The organism is Salinibacterium sp. 10G20-15, assembly GCF_057365065.1.
The window spans coordinates 364,696-387,185 of sequence record NZ_CP195118.1 but is presented as its reverse complement, the minus strand read 5'-3'; the positions used below and the strand labels follow the sequence as shown (position 1 = coordinate 387,185).

Sequence of the window (22,490 nt, the reverse complement as noted above, 5' to 3'; positions counted from 1 at the left end):
ATAATGCTCAACACCCCGATCGACCTGCACACTCACAGTGCCGTGTCTGACGGTACCGAAACTCCCACTCAGCTGATTCGTTCCGCGGCTCGAGCGGGGCTCGCGACGGTAGCGCTCACCGACCACGACTCCACCGCTGGCTGGCAGGAAGCCATTTCTGCGGCATCCGCAGCTGGCATCAATGTCATTCCGGGTATGGAGCTGAGCACCAACTTTGGCCCCGCGAGCGTTCACGTGCTCGCGTACCTCTTCGACCCGCTCGACCGCACGATCGTCACCGAGACGGCGCGCATCCGCGATGGCCGGCTGCGGCGGGCAGAACGCATCGTTGAGAAAATTGCCCTCGACTACGACCTGACGTGGGATGACGTACTCGCCGAATCGTCGGACGGCACGACTCTGGGTCGTCCGCACATTGCCGACGCGCTCGTGCGCAAGGGACACGTCGCCAATCGCAGCGCCGCGTTCGAGAGCATCCTGCACTGGCAGGGCGGGTATTACGAGAAGTACTACGCACCCAGCCCGCTTGAAGGGGTGAAGATGATCGTCGCTGCTGGGGGAGTGCCCGTGCTTGCGCATCCGGCCGCTCACGGAAAATATCGGCCGATGGATGACGCGGTGATCCGCGAGCTCGTGGACCACGGCCTCTTCGGGCTTGAGGTTCACCACCGCGACAACACCGAAGAAGGCAAAGCCTGGCTGATGACGGTCGTCAAAAAATTCGGACTCGAAATCACCGGCTCAAGCGACTACCACGGCGAAGGAAAGCCCAACCGGCTCGCGGAAAACACCACGGCCCCCGAAGTGCTCGAAAAGCTCATCGCGCGCGCCACCGGATCTCACCCATTTATTGCCGGCGCAAACCCCGCCCAAGAGGAGACCTCATGACTACCAACGCCGAACAGTGGAACGCCCTGACTCCCGAACTGCTCCGCAGCCGGGGAAGCAACAAGTGGACCGCGCCCGAAGGGGAACTGCTGTGTGCCGGCGTTGCCGAAATGGATTACGGCACCGCGCCCGCCGTGCTCGAGGAGTGGGCCGCGATTGCTGAGCGCTTCGGCTTCGGCTACCCCGACGACTCGGTCGCCCTCGAAATGAACGCGGCAACGGCGAAGTGGCACCGCGAGCAGTACGGCTGGGAGCTGGATGCCACCGACGTGCACCCTCTGCCCGACGTGCTCAAGGGTCTCGAACTGGCGATCACGAAGTTCAGCAAGCCCGGCGCTGCGGTCATCGTGCCGACTCCCGCCTACATGCCTTTCTTGGCGGTGCCGAAGGACTTCGGCCGTGAAGTCATCGAGTCGCCGATGCGGCGTGGCGAGGACGGCAGCTTTGCGCTCGACCTCGACGACATTGCTCGCCACTTCGCTGACGGCGCCAACCTGCTGATTCTCGCCAACCCCGGTAACCCCACGGGCAAGGTGTACTCGCGTGATGAACTCGTGGCGCTCGCCGACGTGGCTGACGCTCACGGTGCGCGCGTCTTCAGCGACGAGATTCACTCGCCTCTCGCGCTCTTTGGCAACAAACACGTGCCTTTGGCGAGCGTGTCGGATGCCGGTGCGCGTGCCGCGATCACCGCCACCAGCACGTCCAAGGCTTTCAATCTGCCCGGGCTCAAGTGTGCGCAGATCATCCTCAGTAACGACGCCGACCGCGCACAGTGGGAGTCGCTGAGCTGGCTTGCCACGCACGGCGCCAGCACGCCAGGCATGAAGCTGAATACGGCCGCCTACCTTCGCGGTGAGCCGTGGCTGCGTGAAGTGCGCGAGTACATCGAGGGCAATATCGAGTTCGCCCGGGCAGCGCTCGCCGAGCACCTGCCCAAGGCTCGCATGGCTCCCATGCAGGGCACCTACTTGGCGTGGCTTGACTTGCGTGCCTACTCCGACGAGCCCGAACTTTCCGAGATGTTGGCCGAGAAGGCGGGCATCCGGGTTAATGGAGGTGTGGGCTATGGCGCAGTTGGCGCCGGCCACATTCGCGTGAACCTGGCGACCTCGCGCCCCATTCTCGAACGCATCATCGAGCAGCTAGCCGCAGCGATGACCTCCTAGCGGCTGACAGCTTTCTCGCCCCAGCCGGGGAGCGGCAGTCGCTGTTCGAGAGAGTCGAGGATGAGATCGAGACCGATCTCGAATTCGTTGGCATAGCTATAACCGGGTAGTAATGCGTGGCCGACGGCTATCTCAGTGAGGTGGGGAAACTCGCCGGTCGGCATCTCGGTGACGATTCCCTCGGCGACTTCGGTGAGTTCTTCGGATGATTCGAAGGGCAGGCTCAGTTCTTGCAGTACGAAGCCGTAGATGTAGCTGTCGAGCGCCGAGAAAGCGTGGGCGGCGCCGGCGATCGAGAAACCGCCGGCCCGGAGGGCGCCGATGACGGCGTCGTGGTGTCGGAGCGTTGCGAGGCCCGGGTCTCGGCGTGAGTCCATGAGGCCGATCGCCCAGCGGTGGCGCGCAAGCACAGTGCGAGTGGAGACAGCGCGATCGCGCATGGCCGGTCGCCAGCCGTGTTCGGTCGTGGGGAGTTCAATTTCAGCGAAGACGAGGTCGACAAGGCCCGTGAGGATCGCCTCTTTATTGGGCACGTGGTAGTAAATCGACATTGCTTCGACCCCGAGGCGATCGGCGAGTTCACGCATCGTGAGCGCGGTAGCGCCTTCTGTATCGGCGAGCTCGAGCGCCGCGGCGAGTACGGTTTCGCGGGTGATCGGTGCGCGCTTTGTCGTGCTGCGCGCTCGGCTGTGCTCTGCCACTCGGGTTCTCCTTCTCGTGGGGGGGGTATTGACAGTATCTTACTGTGTAAGGTAATCTTACGGCGTAAGGTTCATGAGAGAGGAAACCATGAGTGCCCCTGAAGCGAGTAGTTCAGCTGTCGAGTCATCCCGCCAGCGCGTCTGCATCGTCGGCATCTCCGGCAAGCTCGGCCAGTATTTGGCAGCCCACGCGCTCGAGCGTGGCTACGAAGTGGTGGGAGTGTGCCGCCCGCAGAGCGTGGCGAAGCTCGAACACTTCGGGGACCGCATCACAGTTATCCCGGGCGACACCTCTGACCGCACCGTCATCGAGCGGGCCGTCGCTGGCTGCGTCGCCGTGCTGACGGTCCTCGCACCGTGGGGCGTGCGCGATTACTCCTCACGCACTGCGCAAGCCGTGATGGACTTCGCTCCGACCGGGGCCCGCCTGATCTTCTCGTGCGGCTGGCACGTGCGGGCGAGCGCGGCGGACCACTATTCGCGACGCTTTCTCGCGACGGTGGCAGTCGCATCCTGGCTCGCTAGAGCCGTACGTGCCGTCGACATTGCCGACCAAACCCGCGCTGCCGAGCGCATTTTTGCAAGCGATACTCGCTGGACTCTCGTTCGCGGCAGCGACCTCGAAGAGGGCGAAAGCGAAGGGCTGCCCGTCTGGAGCTCGGCGGTCGGCTCGCCCATTCTCGAGAGCAATCTCACCCGGCGTACTGACTTTGCCCTCTTCATGGTGGAGGCGATCACGAACGACGCTCTCATTCATCAAGCACCCGCGATCGTCGGATGCCGCAGCGAGTCCGCCGTCGCGCATGCTTCGTCCGCGCGTGCCGTGTAGCGGGCCTCGTGGCACACTAATCGCATGAGCGTTGTCGAGAACTCCAAGCTGACCATCGTGGGTGCCGGCAGTGTCGGCGCCAGTGCCGCCTATGCTGCCCTGATTCGCGGCTCCGCCCGCCAAATCGCGCTGTACGACATCGCGACCAAGAAGGTGGATGCCGAGGTGCTCGACCTCGCCCACGGCACCCAGTTCACGGGGTCGAGCCAGATCATCGGCGGCAGCGACATCTCCGTTGCGGCCGGATCGCACGTTGTCGTGATCACGGCGGGCGCCAAGCAGAACCCGGGTCAGACGCGGCTGGAGCTTGCTGATGTGAATGCGCGGATGCTCGGCTCGCTCATCCCGCAGCTGATGGAGGTCGCACCGAACGCCATCTACATCATCGTCACGAACCCCTGCGATGTACTCACCGCGCTCGCGCAGGAGCAGTCCGGTCTGCCGCCCGAGCGCCTCTTCGCCTCCGGTACCGTTCTTGATACCTCCCGACTGCGCTGGAAGTTGGCCGAGCGCGCCGGAGTTTCGCCCTCGAGCGTCCACGCCTCGATCATCGGCGAGCATGGTGACTCCGAGTTCCCGCTGTGGTCGCGCGCGACCATCGGCGGCGTTCCAGTTCTCGAATGGCAGCGTGACGGGCATCCGCGCATGACAGAAGCAGAGCTCGACGAGATCGCCATCAGCGTGCGCGACGCCGCCTACAAAGTAATCGAGGGCAAGGGCGCGACGAACTACGCGATCGGCCTCTCGACGGCCCACATCGTGGAAGCGATTCTCGGCGACAAGCACTCCATCATGCCGGTAGCGCCCGTGCTCTCCGACTTTCACGGGATTGACGGCGTCGCGCTTTCTGTGCCCTGCATCGTGAATGCTTCGGGGGCGACTCCCATCAAGGAGACAACCTTCAGCGAGAAAGAGCTGCGACAGCTGTCCGAATCCGCGACCACGCTGCGCGCCGCGGCCGATTCGCTACGTTCGTAGCCCGGCACAAGCCCGCTGGCCCTGACGCAGCGATAACCGTTTCTCCGGCCGCACCGATTCGGGCCACCACTTCTCCAACCGTGCCTCCGCACTAACGGCGAAAGCCCCGCACGGCGTGCGGGGCTTTCGTGTGAAGTGTGTGCTGCTGCTTAGGCAGTGGGAGGCGTGCTCGGTGCACCCTCGCTGCCGCCGCGACGACGACGAGTGCGCTTGCGACGAGCGGGTGCTCCGCCGTCGTGAGTTCCGCCGCCCTCGGGGCGAGTGCTGTCGTCAGCGGCGCGAGCGCTCGCTACAGATCCGCCATCGCTCGATCGTGATCCTGAACCGGATGCCGAACCAGCCCCGGAACGGGTGCGTTTGCGAGGTGGACGCGAGGAGTCGCCACCACGCTGCGATCCACGGCCGCTGCCTGATCCCGATCCGGAACCCGAAGCAGCGCCGCTGGTGCGCACTGCCGGAGCGTGCGAGCCAGGCAAACGACCCTTGGTTCCTTCAGGGATGTCAAGGTCGGTGAAGAGGTGAGGGCTCGACGAGTAAGTTTCGACAGGCTCCGGGATGCCCATTTCGAGCGCCTTGTTGATGTGCGTCCACTTGAGCATGTCTGCCCAGTCCACGAACGTGATAGCTACGCCGGTCTTACCCGCGCGCCCCGTGCGGCCAGCACGGTGCAAGTAGGTGTCGTGGTCATCCGGGATGGTGTGGTTGATCACGTGCGTCACGTCGTTGACGTCGATACCGCGAGCCGCAACATCCGTTGCGATCAGGATGTCTTTCTTTCCCGCCTTGAATGCGACCATGGCGCGCTCACGCTGCTCTTGGTTGAGGTCGCCGTGTACGGCCGCGGCGTTGAAGCCACGATCGTTCAGTTCTTCAACGAGCTTGGCGGCAGCACGTTTGGTGCGCGTGAAAATGACGGTCTTGCCGCGACCCTCAGCCTGCAGAATGCGGGCGATGACCTCGTCCTTATCGAGGTTGTGCGCGCGGTACACGACGTGCTTGATGTTCTTCTGCGTCAGGCCCTCGTCGGGGTCGGTGGCGCGGATGTGGATCGGCTTGTTCATGAAGCGACGAGCGAGAGCCACAATGGGACCGGGCATTGTCGCCGAGAACAGCATCGTGTGACGCGTGGGGGAGGTTTGAGCGAAAAGCTTTTCGATGTCGGAGAGGAAGCCGAGGTCGAGCATCTTGTCGGCCTCATCGAGAACCATCACCTTGATGTCCTTGAGCGAGAGCATGCGCTGGCTGGCGAGGTCGAGCAAACGACCAGGCGTGCCAACGATGACTTGGGCGCCGGCTTTGATCTGTTCGACCTGACCCTCGTACGCCTTGCCACCGTAAATGGCGGCGATCTTGGTGGAGCGATTGGATGCCGCGAGCACGAGGTCTTCAGCCACCTGAACACACAGCTCTCGAGTCGGTACCACGATGAGGGCCTTCACGCCGGGCTCAGGGTCGGTGCCGAGCGACTGCAGTACGGGCAGCCCGAAGCCAAGCGTCTTACCGGTACCTGTCTTGGCCTGGCCGATGATGTCCTGGCCCGCGAGGCCCATAGGAATTGTTTGGGTTTGGATCGGGAACGGTTCGAGGATGCCCTTGGTTGCAAGTGCATCGACCATGTCCTGATCGATATTGAGTTCTGAGAAAGTCACGTATGAAGCCCGTCTAGGTGCGATGCGCCCTTTTTGACCTGGGGCGCCGGACCCCCTCCTGAGTCGGGGGATGCCCGCAGTTTAGCGGGTTGCGCTGGGCTGAGGCCGTGAATTGCGGCGGCGAGGCGGGTTGTTGCAGAGACGAAGGGTGCTCAGACGCTCTAAGCTGGCTGCGTGGTTAAGTGGTTTTCGCGCAAGCCAGGTCGCATCGAAGTGCCTCGCCTTCGGTCACGGTCTGACGTCTCCGCGACCGAAAAAATAGCCCTAGCGGAGTTCGCTCCCGACATCCTCGCGTTCCTCGGGCGCGCAGCGTATGTGCAACTCATGATCTTCGAGAACCTCTCGCGAGTGATCTCGACGGCGCCAACAACGGCCGCCAAGACGGCACTCGGCAAAGCCGCCGAGCTGTCGATGGCGAAGCACCGCAAGTTGGTTGACGAGATCACTAAGGCCGGCGGTTCGCCCGCTGAAGTCATGGACAGCTTTACGGATGAGGTCGACGAGTTCGATCGCATCGCTCGCGGCGCCGACTGGTACGAATCTTTGATCTCGGCCTACTTGAGCGCGGGATTTTTCGACGACTTCTACGCGCGTCTTGCTGAGGGACTTCCCACCGAATCTCACACTCGACTCGTCGAAATCTTCCGCGGCGAATCGGGGGAGAAGGTGCTGGCCGGGTTCTTGCAGGGCGCGATTGACGAGAACCCGCGTCTCGACTCGCGCCTGGCAATGTGGGGCCGTCGCCTCATGGGCGACATGATGCTGCTGGCCCGTTCAGCGCTGGTCTTCCCCGACCACACGCGCAACACCGAAGCGCAGGTTGAGCCGGTCTTCACCGAGCTCGTTGCGTCGCACACCCGTCGAATGGATGCGCTCGGCCTGACCGCCTAGTGGCGATCAGCGATCTCGGCCGCTGGCTTATTTCCCCGAGAAAGCGACTGCGTTTCTAGCTGCGCGAAAGCGTTTCGAAGGCGCGTACGTCGGCGGCTGCCCGATACCGCGGGAGCATGATCGCTGTTACCACAGCGGCACCAACGCCGGCGACGAGACTTGCCACCCAGATCCAGGTGCCATCGAAGGTCAACCCGACCCACACGAGAGCAACCCACACCGTTGCGGTGACAGCGGCGCCCACGGCGGGCAGCAGAGCCATGCCGTACATGTCGCGCGAAGGCAGCAGGTAACGCACGATGGTCGCGAGTGATGCACCGATCACGGTGACGAACAGCAGTTCCACTGTTAGGCCACGAATCCGATGCGGCGCGACTCTTCTTCGCCAAGTTCGACGTAGGCGAGTGCCGTGGTCGGAACGATGTACAGCTTGCCCTTGGCGTCGCGCAGGCTCACGTACTTGGCATCCGAGTTCAATGCCTCGGCAATGATGGTCTCAACCTCGCTGGCCGACTGTGCCGACTCGAAGTTGATCTCACGGGGGCTGTTGTTGATACCGATGCTTATGTCCACGAACACAGATTACGACACAACGCGGGGCGATGAATGTCCCGTTCACTGTCAGCGCATCCCGATAACGTTGATTCATGGTCACCTTGCCCTCAGAGCCAGCGGATGTCTCAGCTCCCGCACCGCTGAATCTCGACGATTCGCAGCGTGCAGTTGTCGATCTCGCTGACGGTGTGAGCGCCGTGGTGGTCGGTGCGGCAGGGTCGGGTAAGACCGCCACTCTGGTGGAGCTCGTTGCTGAGCGTGTTCATGAGCGCGACTGGTCTCCCGAGCAGATCGTGGTGCTCTCGGCCACTCGTCAGAGCGCAACGGCTTTGCGCGATCGCCTCGCCGCGCGCATTGATGCGCCCACTCTTGGCCCGCTGGCGCGCACGGCCAATTCCTTGGCATTCGAAGTCATTCGTGAAGCGGCGGCGGTGGCCGGTGATGGCGCACCCACGCTCTTGACCGGCGCCGAGCAAGACCAGATTATTGCTGACCTTCTCGCCGGGGAGATTGCCGATGGCGCGGGAGCGCCCTGGCCGGCGCACCTCGATCCCGAGGTTCGCCGCCTTCGAGGGTTCCGCACCGAGTTGCGAGATCTGATGATGCGCTGTGTCGAGTTTGGGGTCACTCCCGAACAGTTGGCGGCGTTCGGCGAACGCACTGAACGTCCGGAATGGGTGGCGGCATCCGACTTCATCTCGGTCTACGACGCGGTAAAGGCGAGCTATCGCGACCGGCACTTTGACGCGAGCGAGTTGCTTGCCGAAGCCGCGGCTCTCATTGAGGGCGGTCACTATGCCGCGATTGATCGCCTGCGGCTCGTGGTGGTGGATGACGCCCACGAGCTCACCGAAGCCACGATTTCGCTCGTGCGGGCACTGGCCTCTCGCGGCATCACGATCATCGGCTTCGGTGACCCCGACCTCACGACGGGGTCATTCCGCGGCGCTCAGCCTGCAGTGCTCTCGCAGTGGGCAGCACGCTTGGCGCTGGAGAATTGCGAGTCGCTGTTCTTGTCGTCGGTTCATCGGCACAGCGCCGAATTGCGCCAGACAGTCACGGCGCTCACTCAACGCATCGGCGTGGCCGGGCTCATTGAGCAGCGTAAGTCGCCGGCGGTCGCTACAGCGGCCTCGAGCATCCACAGTTTTCAGCTGTCGACCCCGGCCGAAGAGGTGGCGTTCATCGCGCGGCACTTGCGCGAAAAGCATGTGCTGGAGTCGGTACCGTGGTCGCGCATGGCGGTAATTGTGCGCACGGGGTCCTTGATCCCGTCGCTCGCCCGTCAGCTGCGCACGCTCGAAGTTGTCACGAGCGTGTCGAGCGCGCGCAGTGCGGTGCGCGACGAGTTCAGCGTGAACGGACTCATCGTGCTGCTTGAACTGGCCTTGGAACGTCGCCCGCTGGATGCCGCGGCGGCCATCGAGTTGCTGTGCAGTTCAGTGGGCGGTTTCGATGCCGTCTCGCTGCGCCGCCTCAAGGCTGCGTTGCGGCACGAGGCGCTCGGAGCCGAGATTTATGACTCCGCCGACGAGCTGATCGCGCAAGCGATGGCGGCGCCTGCTGGGTTCGTCACGATCGACAATCGCGTTGCTCGCCAGGCTGCCGCAGTGGCCAAGAACTTGCGAGAAACCGCAGCGGCCGGTGCCGAGGGCGACACTATTGAAGAGCTTCTCTGGGGTGCCTGGCAGCGCAGTGGGCTCGCCGATCGGTGGTTTGAGCAAGCGCTCGGCGCCGGTGTCGTGGCTGAAGAAGCCAACCGCCACCTCGATGCCGTCGTCGCTCTGTTCTCTTCAGCGAAGCGTTTTGTGGAACGTCGACCGGATGCTCCCGCCAACGTCTTCCTCAACGAATGGCTCTCGGCCGATGTTGCCGAAGACACGCTCGCTGCTCGCTCGATTATGGATTCCGTCACCGTCGGAACCCCAGCATCCGTTATCGGTCAAGAGTTCGATGTCGTGGTCGTTGCCGGACTTCAAGAGAACGTGTGGCCCAACCTTCGCGTGCGTGGCTCCCTCCTGGGCGCGCACGACCTTCCTCGAGTGCTCGCGGGGGAGCAGCTTGCGGTTACCGACCGCCGCCGCGAAGTGTTGCACGACGAGCTGCGCATGTTTGCGCAGGCGGTGTCGCGGGCAACGAGCGAAGTGATCGTGACTGCCGTCGCCGGTGACGACAACATGCCGTCCCCGTTCCTGACCCTCATTCCCGAACCGGACGAACCCGTGCGCTCGCGCCCGCCCCTCAGTTTGCGTGGCCTCGTGGGAGTGCTTCGCCGCGAACTGACGAGCGGCGCGAATCCGGATGCCGCGGCATCCTCTCTAGCCCGGCTCGCCGCTGAAGGCGTTCCCGGGGCCGATCCGCGCTCCTGGTACGGCCTGCGAACTCCCAGCACTACCGAACCCCTTGTTGACCTCACCGAACCGGACGCCGAAGTGCGCGTCTCGCCCTCGCGCATGGAGTCCTTCGAGACCTGCCCCTTGCACTGGGCTATCGACCAGCTGGGCGGCTCGACGTCGAACACCGCCTCGAACCTTGGCACGCTCATCCACGACGTTGCGGAGAAGGCGACAGACTTTAGCGCCGACGCTCTCTTCAAGGGTGTCGAAGAACGCTGGAGCCAGATGAGCTTCGAAGCCAGTTGGCAGTCGGAGGCCGAAAAGCTGCGCGCCAAGAAACTCACGCAGCATCTCGCCACCTACCTGCGCGACTTCGCGGCCGATGGGGGAGAACTCATCAGCAACGAGATGCAATTCACGCTGCCCCTCGATCAGGCTCTGTTGAGCGGAAAGATTGACCGCGTTGAGGTGTACGGCGGCACCACCGCGGTGATCGTCGACCTCAAGACCGGCAAGAACGAGCCATCGACTGATAAGGCTGTGGCCGATCATCCGCAGCTCGCGGCCTATCAACTAGCGTTCGCGTCGGGAGCGATCGAGGGAGTACCCGAGGGGCTTGAGAACGGCGGTGCCAAGCTCGTTGTGCTTTCACCTTCGGCCAAGACCCGCGACTACGTCGACCCCAAGCAGCAACCGATGAACGACGAGGAGCTCGAACTGTTCCGACAGCGCGTGATCGACGATGCCCGCGGAATGGCCGGCAGCGTATTTGTGGCTCGAGTCAGCAGCCACTGCACCGACCCATGGAGCTTTGGCAATTGCCGCATCCACGTCGTGCCGGCGGTGAGTGCCCGATGATCTCGTCCGTTGACCTCGCCGGTCTCATGGGCATCCATGCGCCCACCCCACAACAGCAAGTCGTGATTGAAGCGCCTCTGTCACCCGCGCTCGTGGTGGCGGGTGCCGGCAGCGGCAAGACCGACACCATGGCCAGCCGGGTGGTGTGGCTCGTCGCTAACAACTTTGTGAGCCCCGACCAGATTCTGGGCCTCACCTTCACGCGCAAGGCAGCGGGCTCGCTGAGCAAGCGTGTGAGCGAGCGCATCGCCATCTTGCGCGAGGTGCAGAACCGGCATCCCGAACGTTTTGAAATAACGCCCGAGACGGCATCGATCGAATTCGACCAGCCGACGATCTCGACCTACAACTCGTTTGCGAGTGCGCTCTTCACCGAGAACGCGTTGCTCATCGGGCGCGAGCCAGAGTCGACCCTGCTCAATGATCCTTCGTCATGGCAGCTCGCTCGCAAGCTCGTCGTCGCGAGCACGGATGAGCGGCTCGTGGGTCTTGAGAAGTCGATCAACGCGCTCACCGAAGCGGTGCTCGACCTCAGCCATGCCCTCAGCGACAACGTGGCGAATGCGGATGACGTGGCAGCCTACGCGCAGCGCTTCACCCAGATCTCAGAACTTCCGTACGCCGATACCGCGCGCAAGAAAACCCCGTATGCCTCGGTGACCGATGCCGTCGCTGAGATCGGATCCCTCGCGCCCCTGCTCGACTTGGCCGTGCAGTATGCCCAGCAGAAGCGCGCGCAGGGCCTGCTCGAATTCAGCGACCAGGTGGCGCTCGCGCTTGAGGTCGCTCAACGTTCGCAGGATGTTGTTGACCACTACCAAGACCGCTACCGCGTGGTGCTGCTCGACGAATATCAAGACACGAGCGTTGTACAAACCCGGCTGCTCGCACGTCTCTTCGGCAACCACTCCGTGATGGCCGTCGGCGACCCGCACCAGTCGATCTATGGCTGGCGCGGAGCGAGTGCCGCCAACCTGGCCCGCTTCAGCCGCGACTTCACCGAGAACGCGGATGCCCAGTACTTTGCGCTTTCCACGAGCTGGCGCAATGCGACCTCGGTGCTCGACGCTGCCAACGTGATCGTAGAGCCGCTCAGCGCGCGTTCGCCCGTGCGGGTGGAATCTCTCGGTGCTCGCCCTAGCGCACCCGCTGGCTCTGTCGACGCGTATTACTACGAACACATCGATGAAGAGGCGACGGGCGTCGCCACGTGGTTCGCGCGCGCTCTCGCCCCGCAAGCGTGGAATCACTACGACCCTGACCCGGATGCCGCCGCCCCTGAACCGCCGACCGCCGCTATCCTGTTCCGGCGCCGCAGTGACATGGATCGCTTTGCCACGGCGCTCGGCGCCCACGACGTTCCTTACCACGTGCTCGGAATCGGCGGCCTCCTGTCGACCCCCGAAATCGTTGACCTCGTCAGCGCGCTCACCGTCATCCACGACCCGAGCGCGGGCTCCGAACTCATCCGCCTGCTCTCGGGTGCGCGCTGGTCGATCGGCACGCGCGACCTGCAAGCCCTGGCCGACCTGTCGCGCTGGCTGCTGACCCGCTCCGTCTCCCAACACGAGTTGAGTGACGACGTGAAGCAGCGGATGCGGGGCTCCGTTGCCGTCGATGATTCGGCATCCATTGTCGATGCTCTCGACTTCGTCGGAGAAGCCCCCGCCTCCCACTCGCAGCTCGAGAAATTCAGCCCCGGGGGGCTCTCTCGGCTCAAAGATGCCGCCAAACAATTGGCGTTCTTCCGCTCGCGGGCCGGGCTCGAGCTTGGCGACCTCGTCCGGTTGCTCGAACAAGAGCTGCTGCTCGACATCGAGGTCGTCGCAAGCCGTCCTCAAGCGCAGGGCATGGCCAACCTGTATGCCTTCCACGATGAACTCGCCGGGTTTTTGGCGAGCGACGACCAAGCGAACCTCGGCAGCTTCCTGGCGTGGCTGCGGCGTGCTGCCCAGCAAGACATGATGGGGCCCCGCAGCGACGACGCCGAAGCCGGCACCGTGCAACTGCTCACCATTCACGCGTCTAAGGGTTTGGAATGGGATCTCGTGGCCGTGCCGCGCCTCGTCGATGGCGAAGTACCCGCGACGTCGAGAGAGGGCAAGGGCTGGGTCTCGTTCGGCAAGTTGCCGTTCGCCTTCCGCGGCGATGCTGCTGAGCTCCCCGAACTTGAGTGGGAAAACGCTCAGTACCAGTCAGACTTCGACGGCTCCCTCAAAGAGTTCAAAGCGGCACTGGCCGACCGCCACCAAGCCGAAGAGCGACGACTCGGCTATGTGGCGATCACCCGCGCCCGCGACAACCTACTGCTCACCGGATCGTTCTGGTCGAGCCGCAGCAAGCCGCAAGCCCCGAGCACCTTCCTGCGGGAACTCGAAGAACACGAACTGATCGGCGAACTGCCAACCGACCCCGTGAACGACGACAACCCCACGCTCAATGACGTCCTCGATCCGCTCTGGCCCTTCGACCCTCTCGGCAACCGTCGAGCCACCGTCGAAGCTGCCGCGCAGCTTGTCACGACCGCCGACCCTGGCGCCGACGGCCTCTGGGCGCACGAGATCGACCTGCTGCTCGCCGAGCGCGCCCGTGCCGCGAGCGAAGCCCGACGCACCCCGCTGCCGCAGCGCATCCCCGCGTCGCGCTTCAAGGACTACATCGCTGACCCCGAAGCCGTCGCGCTCTCGCTTCGCCGCCCCATGCCCGAGAAGCCGTACCGGGCAACGCGACTGGGCACCCAATTTCACGAATGGGTCGAATCGCGGTTCGGCTCCTCGGCCTCCACCGAAACGCTCGACGCCTTCGCGCTCGAACTCGACGGCACCGACGACGACAGTGCTGCGGATGCTGCCAAGCTCGCCGAGTTGCAAGCAACGTTTGAGCGCTCCGCGTGGGCCACCCGGCAACCGGTCGACGTCGAAATCGAGATTCACGTTCCCTTCGGCGACCGCGTCGTCATCTGCAAGATTGACGCCGTGTACGCCGACGGCGACCGCTACGAAATCGTCGACTGGAAGACCGGCCGCGCGCCGCGCGATGCGGCCGATCTCGAAGCGAAGCAACTGCAGCTCGCGCTGTATCGCCTCGCCTACGCGCAGTGGAAGGGCATCGCTCCGGACAAGATCGATGCCGCGTTCTACTTCGTGGCCGACGACACCGTCATCCGCCCCACGCACATCTCCAACGAGAGCGAACTGCGGCAGGCGTGGGCCGGATCGGTGGGCGCCGCGCCAAGCTTCGGCGGCTAGGCCCGGCGCTGAACCGGGCGGCTCAGGATGGCGGTGCTCAGCGCCTCCACGGGTTCGCGAGCGGCCATCGGGTTGTCGAGCAGCACGAAGTCCACGTCTCCCAACTCGGGCAGTTCGAACGACGCCGGCACTTGCGCAAGATCGGCAGGAATGAGCGACTGCGGAAACACCGCAATGCCGATTCCGGCCCGAACCGCGGCAAGCGCGCCGTTCACTTCCTTCACGTTGCACGTAATGCGCCACGTGCGTCCAACGGCCTCGAGAGCACGCATCGCGTAAGTGCGCCCCAGGCTGGGGGCCTGATAGGCGATCAAGGGCACTGGCGACGCAACTTCGAGCGTCATGCTTTTGTGCCCGAGCCACACCATCCGGTCGCGGCGCACAAGGCGCCCACCCTCGGCCCCGGCATCCTGCTTGACGAAAATGAGGTCGAGCTGGCCCGCTTGCAGACGACGAACAAGGTTTCCGCTCTGGCTCACCGTGAGTTCGAGGTTGATGTGCGGATACAACTGCCGAAAGTCTCGCAGAATGCGCGGCAATTGCGTGAGTGCCAGGTCGTCGGCTGAGCCGAAACGAAGTCGACCGCGCATGGCGGAACCGGTGAAGTACTTCACTGCCTGATCTTCAGCAGCCAAGATCGCTCGAGCAAAGCCGAGCATTGCCTCGCCGTTGTCGGTGAGCGAGACGGCGCGGGTGTCGCGGACCACCAAAATGCGTCCTGCGGCAGCCTCGAGCTTACGAATGTGTTGACTGATCGTCGGCTGGCTGAGCTCTAGAGTGCGCGCAGCATCCGTAAAGCTCCGGTTGTCGGCGACGGCGACGAACGATTTGAGAAGGACCGGGTCGAACACTGTGCTCCATTACGAAACGTAATTGAATTTATAGGCTCGATTATGCCGCGGAATGAGCGCCGAGACAATACGGTTGAGAGCGTGAGTATGCCATCTGAGACGTCCCCCGCGACAGTTCCCATCTCGGCGGTCATGCAGCGCCCACTCTGGCGCGACACTTTCAGCTCGCTGCGGTTGCACAATTACCGCCTATACGTCATCGCTCAGTTCATCGCGTATACCGCGGCGTGGGTGCAACGCATCGCCGTGGACTGGCTTGTTCTTGAGCTCACCGGCAACGTCGCCCTCGTGGGCTTGACGATCGCTATTCAGTTCACGCCCACAATTGTGCTCGGCGCCTATGCGGGCGTAATCGCTGACCGCTTCGACAAGCGCGCCACCCTCATGGTCGCGCAGTCGATCATTGGCATCCTTAGCCTCGCGCTTGCGATCGTCACGATTCTTGGCGTCGCCCAGCTCTGGCTGGTCTACCTGCTCGTGTTGCTCATGGGCATTATCCAAGTGTTCGACAACCCGGCGCGTGCGGTCTTCGTGAACGAACTTGTTGGCCCACGTCACTTGCGCAATGCAATCAGCCTCAACGCATCGATCTTCCACTCCGGAGCCTTCCTCGGCCCCGCCCTCAGCGGTGTTCTCATCGTGGCGGCGGGTTCCGGCTGGGCCATCGGCATCAACGCCGTCGCCGTCGTGATCGGCGTCATCATCCTTGCGTCGATGCGCAAGAACGAGCTACTAATCGCGCCGCGGGCTCCCGAAGCCAAGGGGCAGATCCGTGAAGCCATCCGCTACATCAAGGCCAAGCCAACACTGTTCTGGACCATGATCATGGTCTTCGTCGTTGCGGTGTTCGGGATGCCGATGCCGACGCTTCTCGCCGCGATGGCCAACACTGTTTACAACACCGGGGCTAGTGGCTATGGTCTCTACAACTCGCTGGCGGCCATCGGCGCGCTTCTCGGAGCACTCGCCTCGGCTCGCCGTTCCAGTCTCCGCCTGCGCACGATCATCTTTGGAGCCGTGCTCTACGGACTCATGATGATGCTCGCCGGCATCGTCCCCATCTACGGACTGTTCCTCGGGGTGCTTATCGGTATCGGGCTGAGCCGTCTGCTGCTCATGACCGCGGCCGAGACAATGGTGCAACTCTCGTCGAACCTCGTGATTCGCGGTCGCGTTATGGCGTTCTGGGTCATAGTGATCCTGGGTGGCCAAGCGGTTGGTGGCCCGCTCATGGGAACAATTGCCGAGCTGTGGGGTGCCAAGCTCGCCTTCGTGATTGCCGGTGGTGTTCCCGCAGCGGTCGCGATCAGTATCGCGATCGTGCTCGCCCGCTCCGGCCGTCTCACCGTAAAGGTCGCTCCGCGGCGCAACGGACGCTGGGTCGCGATTGTGCCGCAGCATCAGTCGCGGGCAATTACGGAACCCATCACGATCGTGGATGCCGACGCTGCAGCGACGACCCCACAACATCCGGCCCTTCGACGCAACCGGCTTCGCACGCTGCGCTCGTCACTGCTTCGTCGATCGTCATTGAAACGGCGCTCCCCAAAATAGCGAAGCGGTGGTGCTAGCCCGCGCGATTGTCCTTGCGCAGCATCGCCTCAACTTCATCGACGGCCATAGTCGGCATGGTGTTGGCGCTAATGGGGTTCATCACGTCATCACGGATGTCGTCGAGCAACGTCGTCAGCATCTCGCCGGCGTCGTCGACAATTTCGGTGCTGCGTACTTCGGTGCCGTGCAACAGCCATTTCGCAACCGAGAGTTCAGCATAGAAAGTGGCGCGCTGCTTAAGCTGACGGTCACCAGCCCCCCGTGCATCCGCGTACGCCCCGAAGGCGGTGTCAATAATCGCCTCGTTGCGCGGACCGAGCAGCCATTGCAAATCAGTTGCTGGGTCACCGACCTTGATGTCTTGCCAGCCCAGTACCCCCGTGACAGCGTTGTCGGCGCTCAAGAAAGAGTCCGAAACCAGAGAACCGTTGACGACGGTTGGCTGGAACTGCCACAGCTTGGCGTCTTCTGTGGCCTCGCGCCAACGCTCAAGGAGCGCGGCAGGCACAAGCTTGGTAGCGGCGGCGCGGTCGATGATCGAAATGCACGCGCGCAGTGCCTCGCCTGCGGTCTGAACGGGGAGTCCAGCATCCGCAACGAAACTGGTGGGCAGCGCGTGGATTGCGGCGATCGCTGTGCCGATGGAGGCAGCGAGCGAGTGGGGGCCCGTCGTGTAGGAGCGCATGGGAACTTTGGTGCCGTAGACGAATTCGTAGACGATGCCGCGAGTCTGCCCTACAGCAACCTGGCCGGCGTAGCTAGTGACCGCGAACGGAAGGCGGGTGCGCACTCCGGCGCTGAGAGCGCGCAAGGCGACGAGATCAGCAGATTGCACATTTTCGGCCGCAGCGTTTCGTGGCACGCGAATGATCCAGTGTTTGCCGTCGCGTCCCGTGATCAGCGCTGAGTCGAAGTCGTTGCCGTTGCCGGTGCCGAACGGGGCGGCTGCGGCAACATCGAGTCCCTCGACAGCGGAGGTCGCCAGCGCGGCTAGAGTGAGATGTGATCTGGCCATAACACTCAGGGTAGGTTGCTCTGACGCGCATTTGCCGCACGCCACGCACTTGGGACGGGGTCGATACATGTCACAGTCTTTTCTTTCGCGACTGCCGTTGTCGCGATATGAGATCGATCGTGACCACTTAGCTCGGGAAGATCCGCGACTTCTCGACCGTTTGTGGCGCGATTCGGCGACTCGCGTGCTGCCAATCTTTAAGGGGTCGGCGTTGCTGGCTGCCGATGGGTCTTTGGCGTTGCTGCATCCGGATGCCATCGAGCGTGGCCACACAAGCGTGTATCTCGGGCGTTCACTGTCTGAGACCAGCCCGGAACCGATTGGAACTCCGATCGTGACCGTTGAACTTGAAGATGCTGGTCATTTTGCCGAAGCGAACTGGGGCAACCTGCGCAGCATCGCAACCCAATTGAGCGATCGGGATGCGGGACTCTTCACCGAGGCGCTGGCCATCTTGAACTGGCACTCCTCTCATTTGTTCTCACCCCGCACAGGCGAACCGACCGTCGTGGAGAAAGCGGGCTGGGTGCGCCGCGATGTGGCTTCCAAGCTCGAAGTCTTTCCTCGCACCGACCCCGCAATCATCGTGGGAGTCACTGACAACCGCGACCGTTTGCTGCTCGGATCGAACGCCCTGTGGGAATCCAATCGTTATTCGTTGCTTGCCGGTTTCGTTGAGCCAGGGGAGTCCTTGGAATCAGCGGTGCAGCGCGAGATCTTTGAAGAGTCTGGCGTTCCCGTTGTTGACCCGGTCTATCTGGGCAGCCAACCGTGGCCCTTCCCAGCTTCGCTCATGCTCGGGTTCACCGCCTCCGTCGCTCCCGGGTTCACCGGGCTCGGCACTCCGGATGGTACCGAGATTCTTGACCTGCGCTGGTTTAGCCGGGACGAACTCGCCAACTCTCTGAACGACATCCGTCTGCCAGGGCACTCGTCGATTGCGCGTGCAATTATCGAGCACTGGTACGGCCAAACGATTGACGAACAACCGTGACGCTCGACGCCAATGCTCTACTCGATGCTCTAGATGAAGGTCAGCGCCAAGCTGCCGAAACGTTGCTCGGCCCTGTGTGCCTACTGGCCGGTGCCGGCACGGGTAAGACTCGCGCCATCACGCATCGCATTGCGTACGGCGTCGCAACTGGGGTCTACCCGCCCGGCCGGGTGATGGCGCTCACGTTCACCAACCGGGCCGCTGGCGAGCTGCGCGGGCGGCTCCGTTCCCTCGGCGCTGACGGCGTCGCGGCACGCACCTTTCACGCCTCGGCGCTGTCACAACTGAACGCATTCTGGCCGCAGACGATCGGTGGAACCATGCCACGGCTGCTCGAGGGCAAAGCACGAATGATTGCCCACGCTGCCGACTCGCTGAAGCTCAAGCTCGATACCGCAACGCTGCGCGATGTTGCCGCTGAGATCGAGTGGCGTAAGACCTCGCGGATGTCGGTGGAGCAATACGGAAACGCCGGTCGAACCCCTCCCGCCGCTCTCACTATCGACCGCCTCGTCGAGCTGCAAGCGGCGTATGAGGCGATGAAGGATGTCCGCCGCCAGATCGACTTCGAAGACGTGCTGTTAGCTGCCGCCGGAATGATCGAAGCCGAGCCGCGCATTGCGCAGCAGGTGCGCGAGCAGTATCGCTTCTTCGTGGTCGACGAGTATCAGGACGTTTCGCCCCTTCAGCACGAACTGCTGCGGCTGTGGGTTGGTGACCGCGACGACCTCTGTGTCGTGGGCGATGTGAGCCAAACTATTTATTCCTTTGCCGGAGCAAGCCCGGAGTTCTTGTTGCGCTTTGCTTCGCAGCACGACAACGCTGCGGTGCTGCGTCTCGAGCGCAACTACCGCTCCACGCCGGAGATTGTTCACACCGCGAACCGACTGATGGCGAATCAGAAGGGTGCGCTCACCCTGCAGGCGGCCACGACGGAACATTCGCCGACGCCGCACGTCACCGGCTACGACGATGACAATACTGAAGCGACAGCGGTCGCCAACGCTATCTCGGCGCAGATTGCAGCGGGCACGAGTCCCGAAGAGATCGCCGTGCTGTACCGCATCAATGCTCAGTCTCAACCTATTGAGGCGGCGCTCTCGGCCGCAGGAATCCCATTCTTGGTGCGCGGCGCGACGCGCTTTTTCGATCAGCGCGAAGTCAAAGAGGCGATCATGTTGCTGCGCGGAGCATCGATCAGCACGGCTACCGAGCCGCTCTTCAAGTCGGTCAGCGACATCCTGCGTTCGATCGGCTGGTCGCAGGATCCGCCCGAGACCGCTGGCGCGGTTCGCGAACGTTGGGAATCGCTCAATGTGATCATGCGCTTGGCTGAGGACGCTGCGCCCGAAGTGACCCTGCGGGAGTTTGTGGCCGATCTGGTTGATCGCCAGAGCAGCAACAATGAACCGCTGCGTTCAGCCGTGAACCTCGCGACGTTGCACTCGGCCAAGGGCCTCGAGTGGGACTGCGTTCACCTCATCGGGCTCAACGAGGGGCTGTTGCCAATCAGCTACGCGCGCACGCCGGAAGCAATAGACGAGGAACGACGCCTACTGTATGTCGGTATTACTCGTGCCCGTCGTTCTCTCGGGATGTCGTGGTCGGCTAGTGCACAAACAGGCCGGGGTGGGCGTCGCGCCCCCAGTCGCTTCCTCGACGACGTGCGGGATCGGAGCCAGCGTCCGTGACGTTGGCGACGCCTTGGCAGCCACAATCGGGATGCCGAAAGCGCAAGCTCTCATCGCGACGCCCCGTTGCGTGATCGATGCGCACCGAAGAGGTGGAATCGGCGGGAGTCTGGTCGAACACTGTGTACCCGATGCGGCCAAGACGGTGTAATGCCATGCGACTCGTTTCAGCGGCAGCTTCCGCGACGAGTGTCGGGGTCTCGGCAAGCGAGGTGCGACCCATCAGTTGAGTTGCTATCGCAGGCCACGACGGGTCGGCATCTCGACGGTGCATGTCGATGCAGAGGAGGCATCCGGTGATGCCGGGGGTGACGACGGGTCCTACTTCGGCAGCAGAGTCGGAGATCACTACCGGCAGGTGCGGGATGTCGCGGCGTAACCAGTGCGAGTGCACTGAGGGCGGGATCACGAAATGGCCCACGAGTATCGCCAAATCGGGATCGGGTTGGTCGAGGTCGCTCGGAGCGGTGGCGATCTCGACCGTCACCGCGCTTGAATTGAGGATTTCGGCAATCGCGTCGACAAGGACACCGGACCCCAATACAGCAACGTGAGCGTTCGGCGGTTGTGGAGGAGTCGCGACGAGAACTTTTGACAGCGAGTCGATGAGGTCATTGCACTCATCGGGGTGAGTGCCCGCTAACATTTCGAGGCCGCTCCGGCTGATACCGGCAACTAACGCGGAGAGAATCTTCTCTTGAGCCTCGGTCACGTGAGGTAGCACAACCACGGGTGGGTCAATGCCAAATTGGGCGCTGGTGGGGGACCGCCACACAAGCGGTAGTCGGGGGTCTACGCGCAGGATCATGTGCCCATTGTGCACAACTGTCCGATTGGTCAGTGTGAAGATTCCACAGCGTGAATATGAACGGTCGGCAAAGAACCCCGGATGGGCCGGGGCTGCCGCCGGGGATCATCGTTAGGAGTGGTCGCCTTCGTGCGGGCGGTCTCCCGATTCATCGTTCAAAAGGTCGTTGATGGCTTGGTCGATGTCATCCGGAGTGCTTCCGCCGTCTCGCAAGCGGGCAACAAGAGCAGCGGGATCGTCGATATCGGCCGCGGTGGGCATGAGGTCGGGGTGCGACCATAGCGAGTCGCGTTGCTCTGCCCCGAGCTCATCAGTGACGTGCTGCCACATCGCGGCTGCTTCCCGCAGGCGACGCGGGCGCAGTTCGAGTCCAACAAGAGTCGCGAACGCCGACTCTGCTGGACCGCCGGAGGCACGACGGCGTCGCACTGTCTCGGCGATAGCTTCGCGGGCAGGGAGTCTCGAGGTGGCTGCCGCAGTCACCACATCCACCCAGCCCTCGACTAGCGCGAGCACGGTTTCGAGACGCTCAAGGGCCTCGCGCTGATCTTCACTCTTGGGTGGGATGAGCGACCCGTTCGTCATGGCGTCGCGCAGTTCTTCAGGGTTGTTGGGATCAAAGTCGCTTGCTAGCTCGGCGATAGCATCCGAATCAATGTGGATGTCGTGGGCGTACGCGGTGACCGAAGTCATGAACTGTAGGCGCAGCCACTTCGCGTGGCGGAACAACCGAGCGTGTGCGAGCTCGCGCACCGACAAGTACAGGTGAATCTCGCTGTCAGGAAGGTCAAGGCCATTGCCGAAGGCGAAAACGCTCTGTGGAACGAGAACGGCTTGCTGTTCGTCAAAGAGGGGAATGCCAATGTCGCCGCCCGACACAACTTCGCTCGACAATTGGCCCACAACCTGCCCGAGTTGCATCGCAAAGAGCGTGCCACCGATGTTGCGCATCACTGTGCTGGCGCCGGTGAGCATGTCGTTCATCTCTTCTGGCGCATTCTGTTTGAGAACGTCAGTGAGGGAGTTCGCGATGGAGTTAGCGACCGGCTCAGCAAGCTGGGTCCAGATGGGCATCGTGATCGTGACCCACTCGCTGCGACTCAGCAACTTGGGTTCGACTGTAAGTTCCGTGATATCAGTGACTTCGTTGAGCCACAATGAGGCAACGTGCAACGCCTGCTCAAGCTTGCTGCGCTCGGCCGGGAGCGAGACGACGGTGCTCTGAGATGCCAAGTTTTTAGCCTGCTCCAGGGCGATGTCCCAGTTAATGCCGTCGCCTGACTTACCGAGCGCGTTCTGAAGCTGACTGAGCAGTTGTTGAATCATTGCCGGATCGTTGGGCAGCCCTGCCGCACCCGCTAGCTTCGCGGGGTCGATCTCGCCATCGCCCGAAAGGAAATCCCGCATCATGTCGCGGAACTCGTCTTCGGAATTGTTCTCAGCATCATCAGCCATGGATTAACGCTAGCCTCTCG

At 63.1% G+C, this 22,490-nt stretch carries 18 protein-coding genes; 10 read left to right on the top strand and 8 right to left on the bottom strand.

Annotated elements, in window-relative coordinates; all coding sequences use genetic code 11:
- Positions 1-3: 3 nt before the first annotated feature.
- Positions 4-888: a PHP domain-containing protein gene (locus ACR3YK_RS01815; protein ID WP_486175549.1), complete on the top strand. Its 885-nt coding sequence runs from the start codon at positions 4-6 to the stop codon at positions 886-888.
- Complete coding sequence (locus ACR3YK_RS01810; RefSeq protein ID WP_486175548.1) at positions 885-2,057, top strand: MalY/PatB family protein; 1,173 nt, start codon at positions 885-887, stop codon at positions 2,055-2,057. Before ACR3YK_RS01815 ends, ACR3YK_RS01810 begins: the two co-directional genes overlap by 4 nt.
- Here ACR3YK_RS01810 and ACR3YK_RS01805 read toward each other — a convergent pair.
- Positions 2,054-2,758 carry a TetR/AcrR family transcriptional regulator gene (locus ACR3YK_RS01805; RefSeq protein WP_486175547.1) on the bottom strand — a complete coding sequence of 235 codons (705 nt, stop codon included), beginning with the start codon at positions 2,756-2,758 and terminating at the stop codon, positions 2,054-2,056. The two genes, ACR3YK_RS01810 and ACR3YK_RS01805, sit on opposite strands and share 4 nt — an antisense overlap.
- A gap of 88 nt (positions 2,759-2,846) precedes the next feature.
- Between ACR3YK_RS01805 and ACR3YK_RS01800 the strand changes: the two genes are divergently transcribed.
- On the top strand, positions 2,847-3,587 hold the full coding sequence (locus ACR3YK_RS01800; protein ID WP_486175546.1) for an NAD(P)-dependent oxidoreductase: 741 nt from the start codon (positions 2,847-2,849) through the stop codon (positions 3,585-3,587).
- Between the two features lie 24 nt (positions 3,588-3,611).
- On the top strand, positions 3,612-4,565 hold the full coding sequence (locus tag ACR3YK_RS01795) for an L-lactate dehydrogenase (protein WP_486175545.1): 954 nt from the start codon (positions 3,612-3,614) through the stop codon (positions 4,563-4,565).
- Between the two features lie 149 nt (positions 4,566-4,714).
- On the opposite strand, the gene ACR3YK_RS01790 is transcribed toward ACR3YK_RS01795, so the two are convergent.
- A complete protein-coding gene (locus tag ACR3YK_RS01790; RefSeq protein WP_486175544.1) occupies positions 4,715-6,214 on the bottom strand; it encodes a DEAD/DEAH box helicase in 1,500 nt (499 codons plus the stop codon).
- Positions 6,215-6,388: 174 nt separating this feature from the next.
- On the opposite strand from ACR3YK_RS01790, the gene ACR3YK_RS01785 reads away from it, so the two are divergent.
- The gene (locus ACR3YK_RS01785; protein ID WP_486175543.1) at positions 6,389-7,105 is read left to right on the top strand and encodes a ferritin-like fold-containing protein; all 717 of its coding nucleotides are present in this window, start codon (positions 6,389-6,391) and stop codon (positions 7,103-7,105) included.
- Positions 7,106-7,160: 55 nt separating this feature from the next.
- Here ACR3YK_RS01785 and ACR3YK_RS01780 read toward each other — a convergent pair whose 3' ends face one another.
- Positions 7,161-7,451 (bottom strand): hypothetical protein, encoded by a 291-nt coding sequence (locus ACR3YK_RS01780; protein WP_486175542.1) that lies wholly within the window; start codon positions 7,449-7,451, stop codon positions 7,161-7,163.
- A gap of 2 nt (positions 7,452-7,453) precedes the next feature.
- A complete protein-coding gene (locus ACR3YK_RS01775) occupies positions 7,454-7,678 on the bottom strand; it encodes a DUF3107 domain-containing protein (RefSeq protein WP_100389894.1) in 225 nt (74 codons plus the stop codon).
- Between the two features lie 74 nt (positions 7,679-7,752).
- On the opposite strand from ACR3YK_RS01775, the gene ACR3YK_RS01770 reads away from it, so the two are divergent.
- Positions 7,753-10,854: an ATP-dependent helicase gene (locus ACR3YK_RS01770; protein ID WP_486175541.1), complete on the top strand. Its 3,102-nt coding sequence runs from the start codon at positions 7,753-7,755 to the stop codon at positions 10,852-10,854.
- A complete protein-coding gene (locus ACR3YK_RS01765) occupies positions 10,851-14,102 on the top strand; it encodes an ATP-dependent helicase (RefSeq protein ID WP_486175540.1) in 3,252 nt (1,083 codons plus the stop codon). The genes ACR3YK_RS01770 and ACR3YK_RS01765 overlap by 4 nt, the downstream gene beginning before the upstream one ends.
- On the opposite strand, the gene ACR3YK_RS01760 is transcribed toward ACR3YK_RS01765, so the two are convergent.
- Complete coding sequence (locus ACR3YK_RS01760; RefSeq protein ID WP_486175539.1) at positions 14,099-14,953, bottom strand: LysR family transcriptional regulator; 855 nt, start codon at positions 14,951-14,953, stop codon at positions 14,099-14,101. The genes ACR3YK_RS01765 and ACR3YK_RS01760 overlap by 4 nt on opposite strands.
- A gap of 87 nt (positions 14,954-15,040) precedes the next feature.
- Between ACR3YK_RS01760 and ACR3YK_RS01755 the strand changes: the two genes are divergently transcribed.
- Positions 15,041-16,507 (top strand): MFS transporter, encoded by a 1,467-nt coding sequence (locus ACR3YK_RS01755; RefSeq protein ID WP_486176360.1) that lies wholly within the window; start codon positions 15,041-15,043, stop codon positions 16,505-16,507.
- Between the two features lie 13 nt (positions 16,508-16,520).
- Here ACR3YK_RS01755 and ACR3YK_RS01750 read toward each other — a convergent pair whose 3' ends face one another.
- Positions 16,521-17,522: a phosphotransferase gene (locus tag ACR3YK_RS01750; RefSeq protein WP_486175538.1), complete on the bottom strand. Its 1,002-nt coding sequence runs from the start codon at positions 17,520-17,522 to the stop codon at positions 16,521-16,523.
- A gap of 67 nt (positions 17,523-17,589) precedes the next feature.
- Here ACR3YK_RS01750 and nudC point away from each other — a divergent pair, with 67 nt between their 5' ends.
- Together nudC and ACR3YK_RS01740 are read left to right on the top strand one after the other, a co-directional pair.
- The gene (gene nudC, locus ACR3YK_RS01745; protein WP_486175537.1) at positions 17,590-18,516 is read left to right on the top strand and encodes an NAD(+) diphosphatase; all 927 of its coding nucleotides are present in this window, start codon (positions 17,590-17,592) and stop codon (positions 18,514-18,516) included.
- Positions 18,513-20,207: an ATP-dependent helicase gene (locus ACR3YK_RS01740; RefSeq protein WP_486175536.1), complete on the top strand. Its 1,695-nt coding sequence runs from the start codon at positions 18,513-18,515 to the stop codon at positions 20,205-20,207. Before nudC ends, ACR3YK_RS01740 begins: the two co-directional genes overlap by 4 nt.
- On the opposite strand, the gene ACR3YK_RS01735 is transcribed toward ACR3YK_RS01740, so the two are convergent.
- Both ACR3YK_RS01735 and ACR3YK_RS01730 read right to left on the bottom strand, forming a co-directional pair.
- Complete coding sequence (locus tag ACR3YK_RS01735; protein ID WP_486175535.1) at positions 20,125-21,015, bottom strand: hypothetical protein; 891 nt, start codon at positions 21,013-21,015, stop codon at positions 20,125-20,127. The genes ACR3YK_RS01740 and ACR3YK_RS01735 overlap by 83 nt on opposite strands.
- 111 nt (positions 21,016-21,126) lie before the next feature.
- The gene (locus ACR3YK_RS01730; RefSeq protein ID WP_486175534.1) at positions 21,127-22,470 is read right to left on the bottom strand and encodes a zinc-dependent metalloprotease; all 1,344 of its coding nucleotides are present in this window, start codon (positions 22,468-22,470) and stop codon (positions 21,127-21,129) included.
- Between the last annotated feature and the right edge of the window lie 20 nt (positions 22,471-22,490).

Coding starts and splice junctions, on each gene's coding strand:
- ACR3YK_RS01815 (WP_486175549.1), top strand. CDS start 4: ATGCTCAACACCCCGATCGACCTGCACACTCACAGTGCCGTGTCTGAC.
- ACR3YK_RS01810 (WP_486175548.1), top strand. CDS start 885: ATGACTACCAACGCCGAACAGTGGAACGCCCTGACTCCCGAACTGCTC.
- ACR3YK_RS01800 (WP_486175546.1), top strand. CDS start 2,847: ATGAGTGCCCCTGAAGCGAGTAGTTCAGCTGTCGAGTCATCCCGCCAG.
- ACR3YK_RS01795 (WP_486175545.1), top strand. CDS start 3,612: ATGAGCGTTGTCGAGAACTCCAAGCTGACCATCGTGGGTGCCGGCAGT.
- ACR3YK_RS01770 (WP_486175541.1), top strand. CDS start 7,753: ATGGTCACCTTGCCCTCAGAGCCAGCGGATGTCTCAGCTCCCGCACCG.
- ACR3YK_RS01765 (WP_486175540.1), top strand. CDS start 10,851: ATGATCTCGTCCGTTGACCTCGCCGGTCTCATGGGCATCCATGCGCCC.
- ACR3YK_RS01755 (WP_486176360.1), top strand. CDS start 15,041: ATGCCATCTGAGACGTCCCCCGCGACAGTTCCCATCTCGGCGGTCATG.
- ACR3YK_RS01750 (WP_486175538.1), bottom strand. CDS start 17,522: ATGGCCAGATCACATCTCACTCTAGCCGCGCTGGCGACCTCCGCTGTC.
- nudC (WP_486175537.1), top strand. CDS start 17,590: ATGTCACAGTCTTTTCTTTCGCGACTGCCGTTGTCGCGATATGAGATC.
- ACR3YK_RS01735 (WP_486175535.1), bottom strand. CDS start 21,015: ATGATCCTGCGCGTAGACCCCCGACTACCGCTTGTGTGGCGGTCCCCC.
- ACR3YK_RS01730 (WP_486175534.1), bottom strand. CDS start 22,470: ATGGCTGATGATGCTGAGAACAATTCCGAAGACGAGTTCCGCGACATG.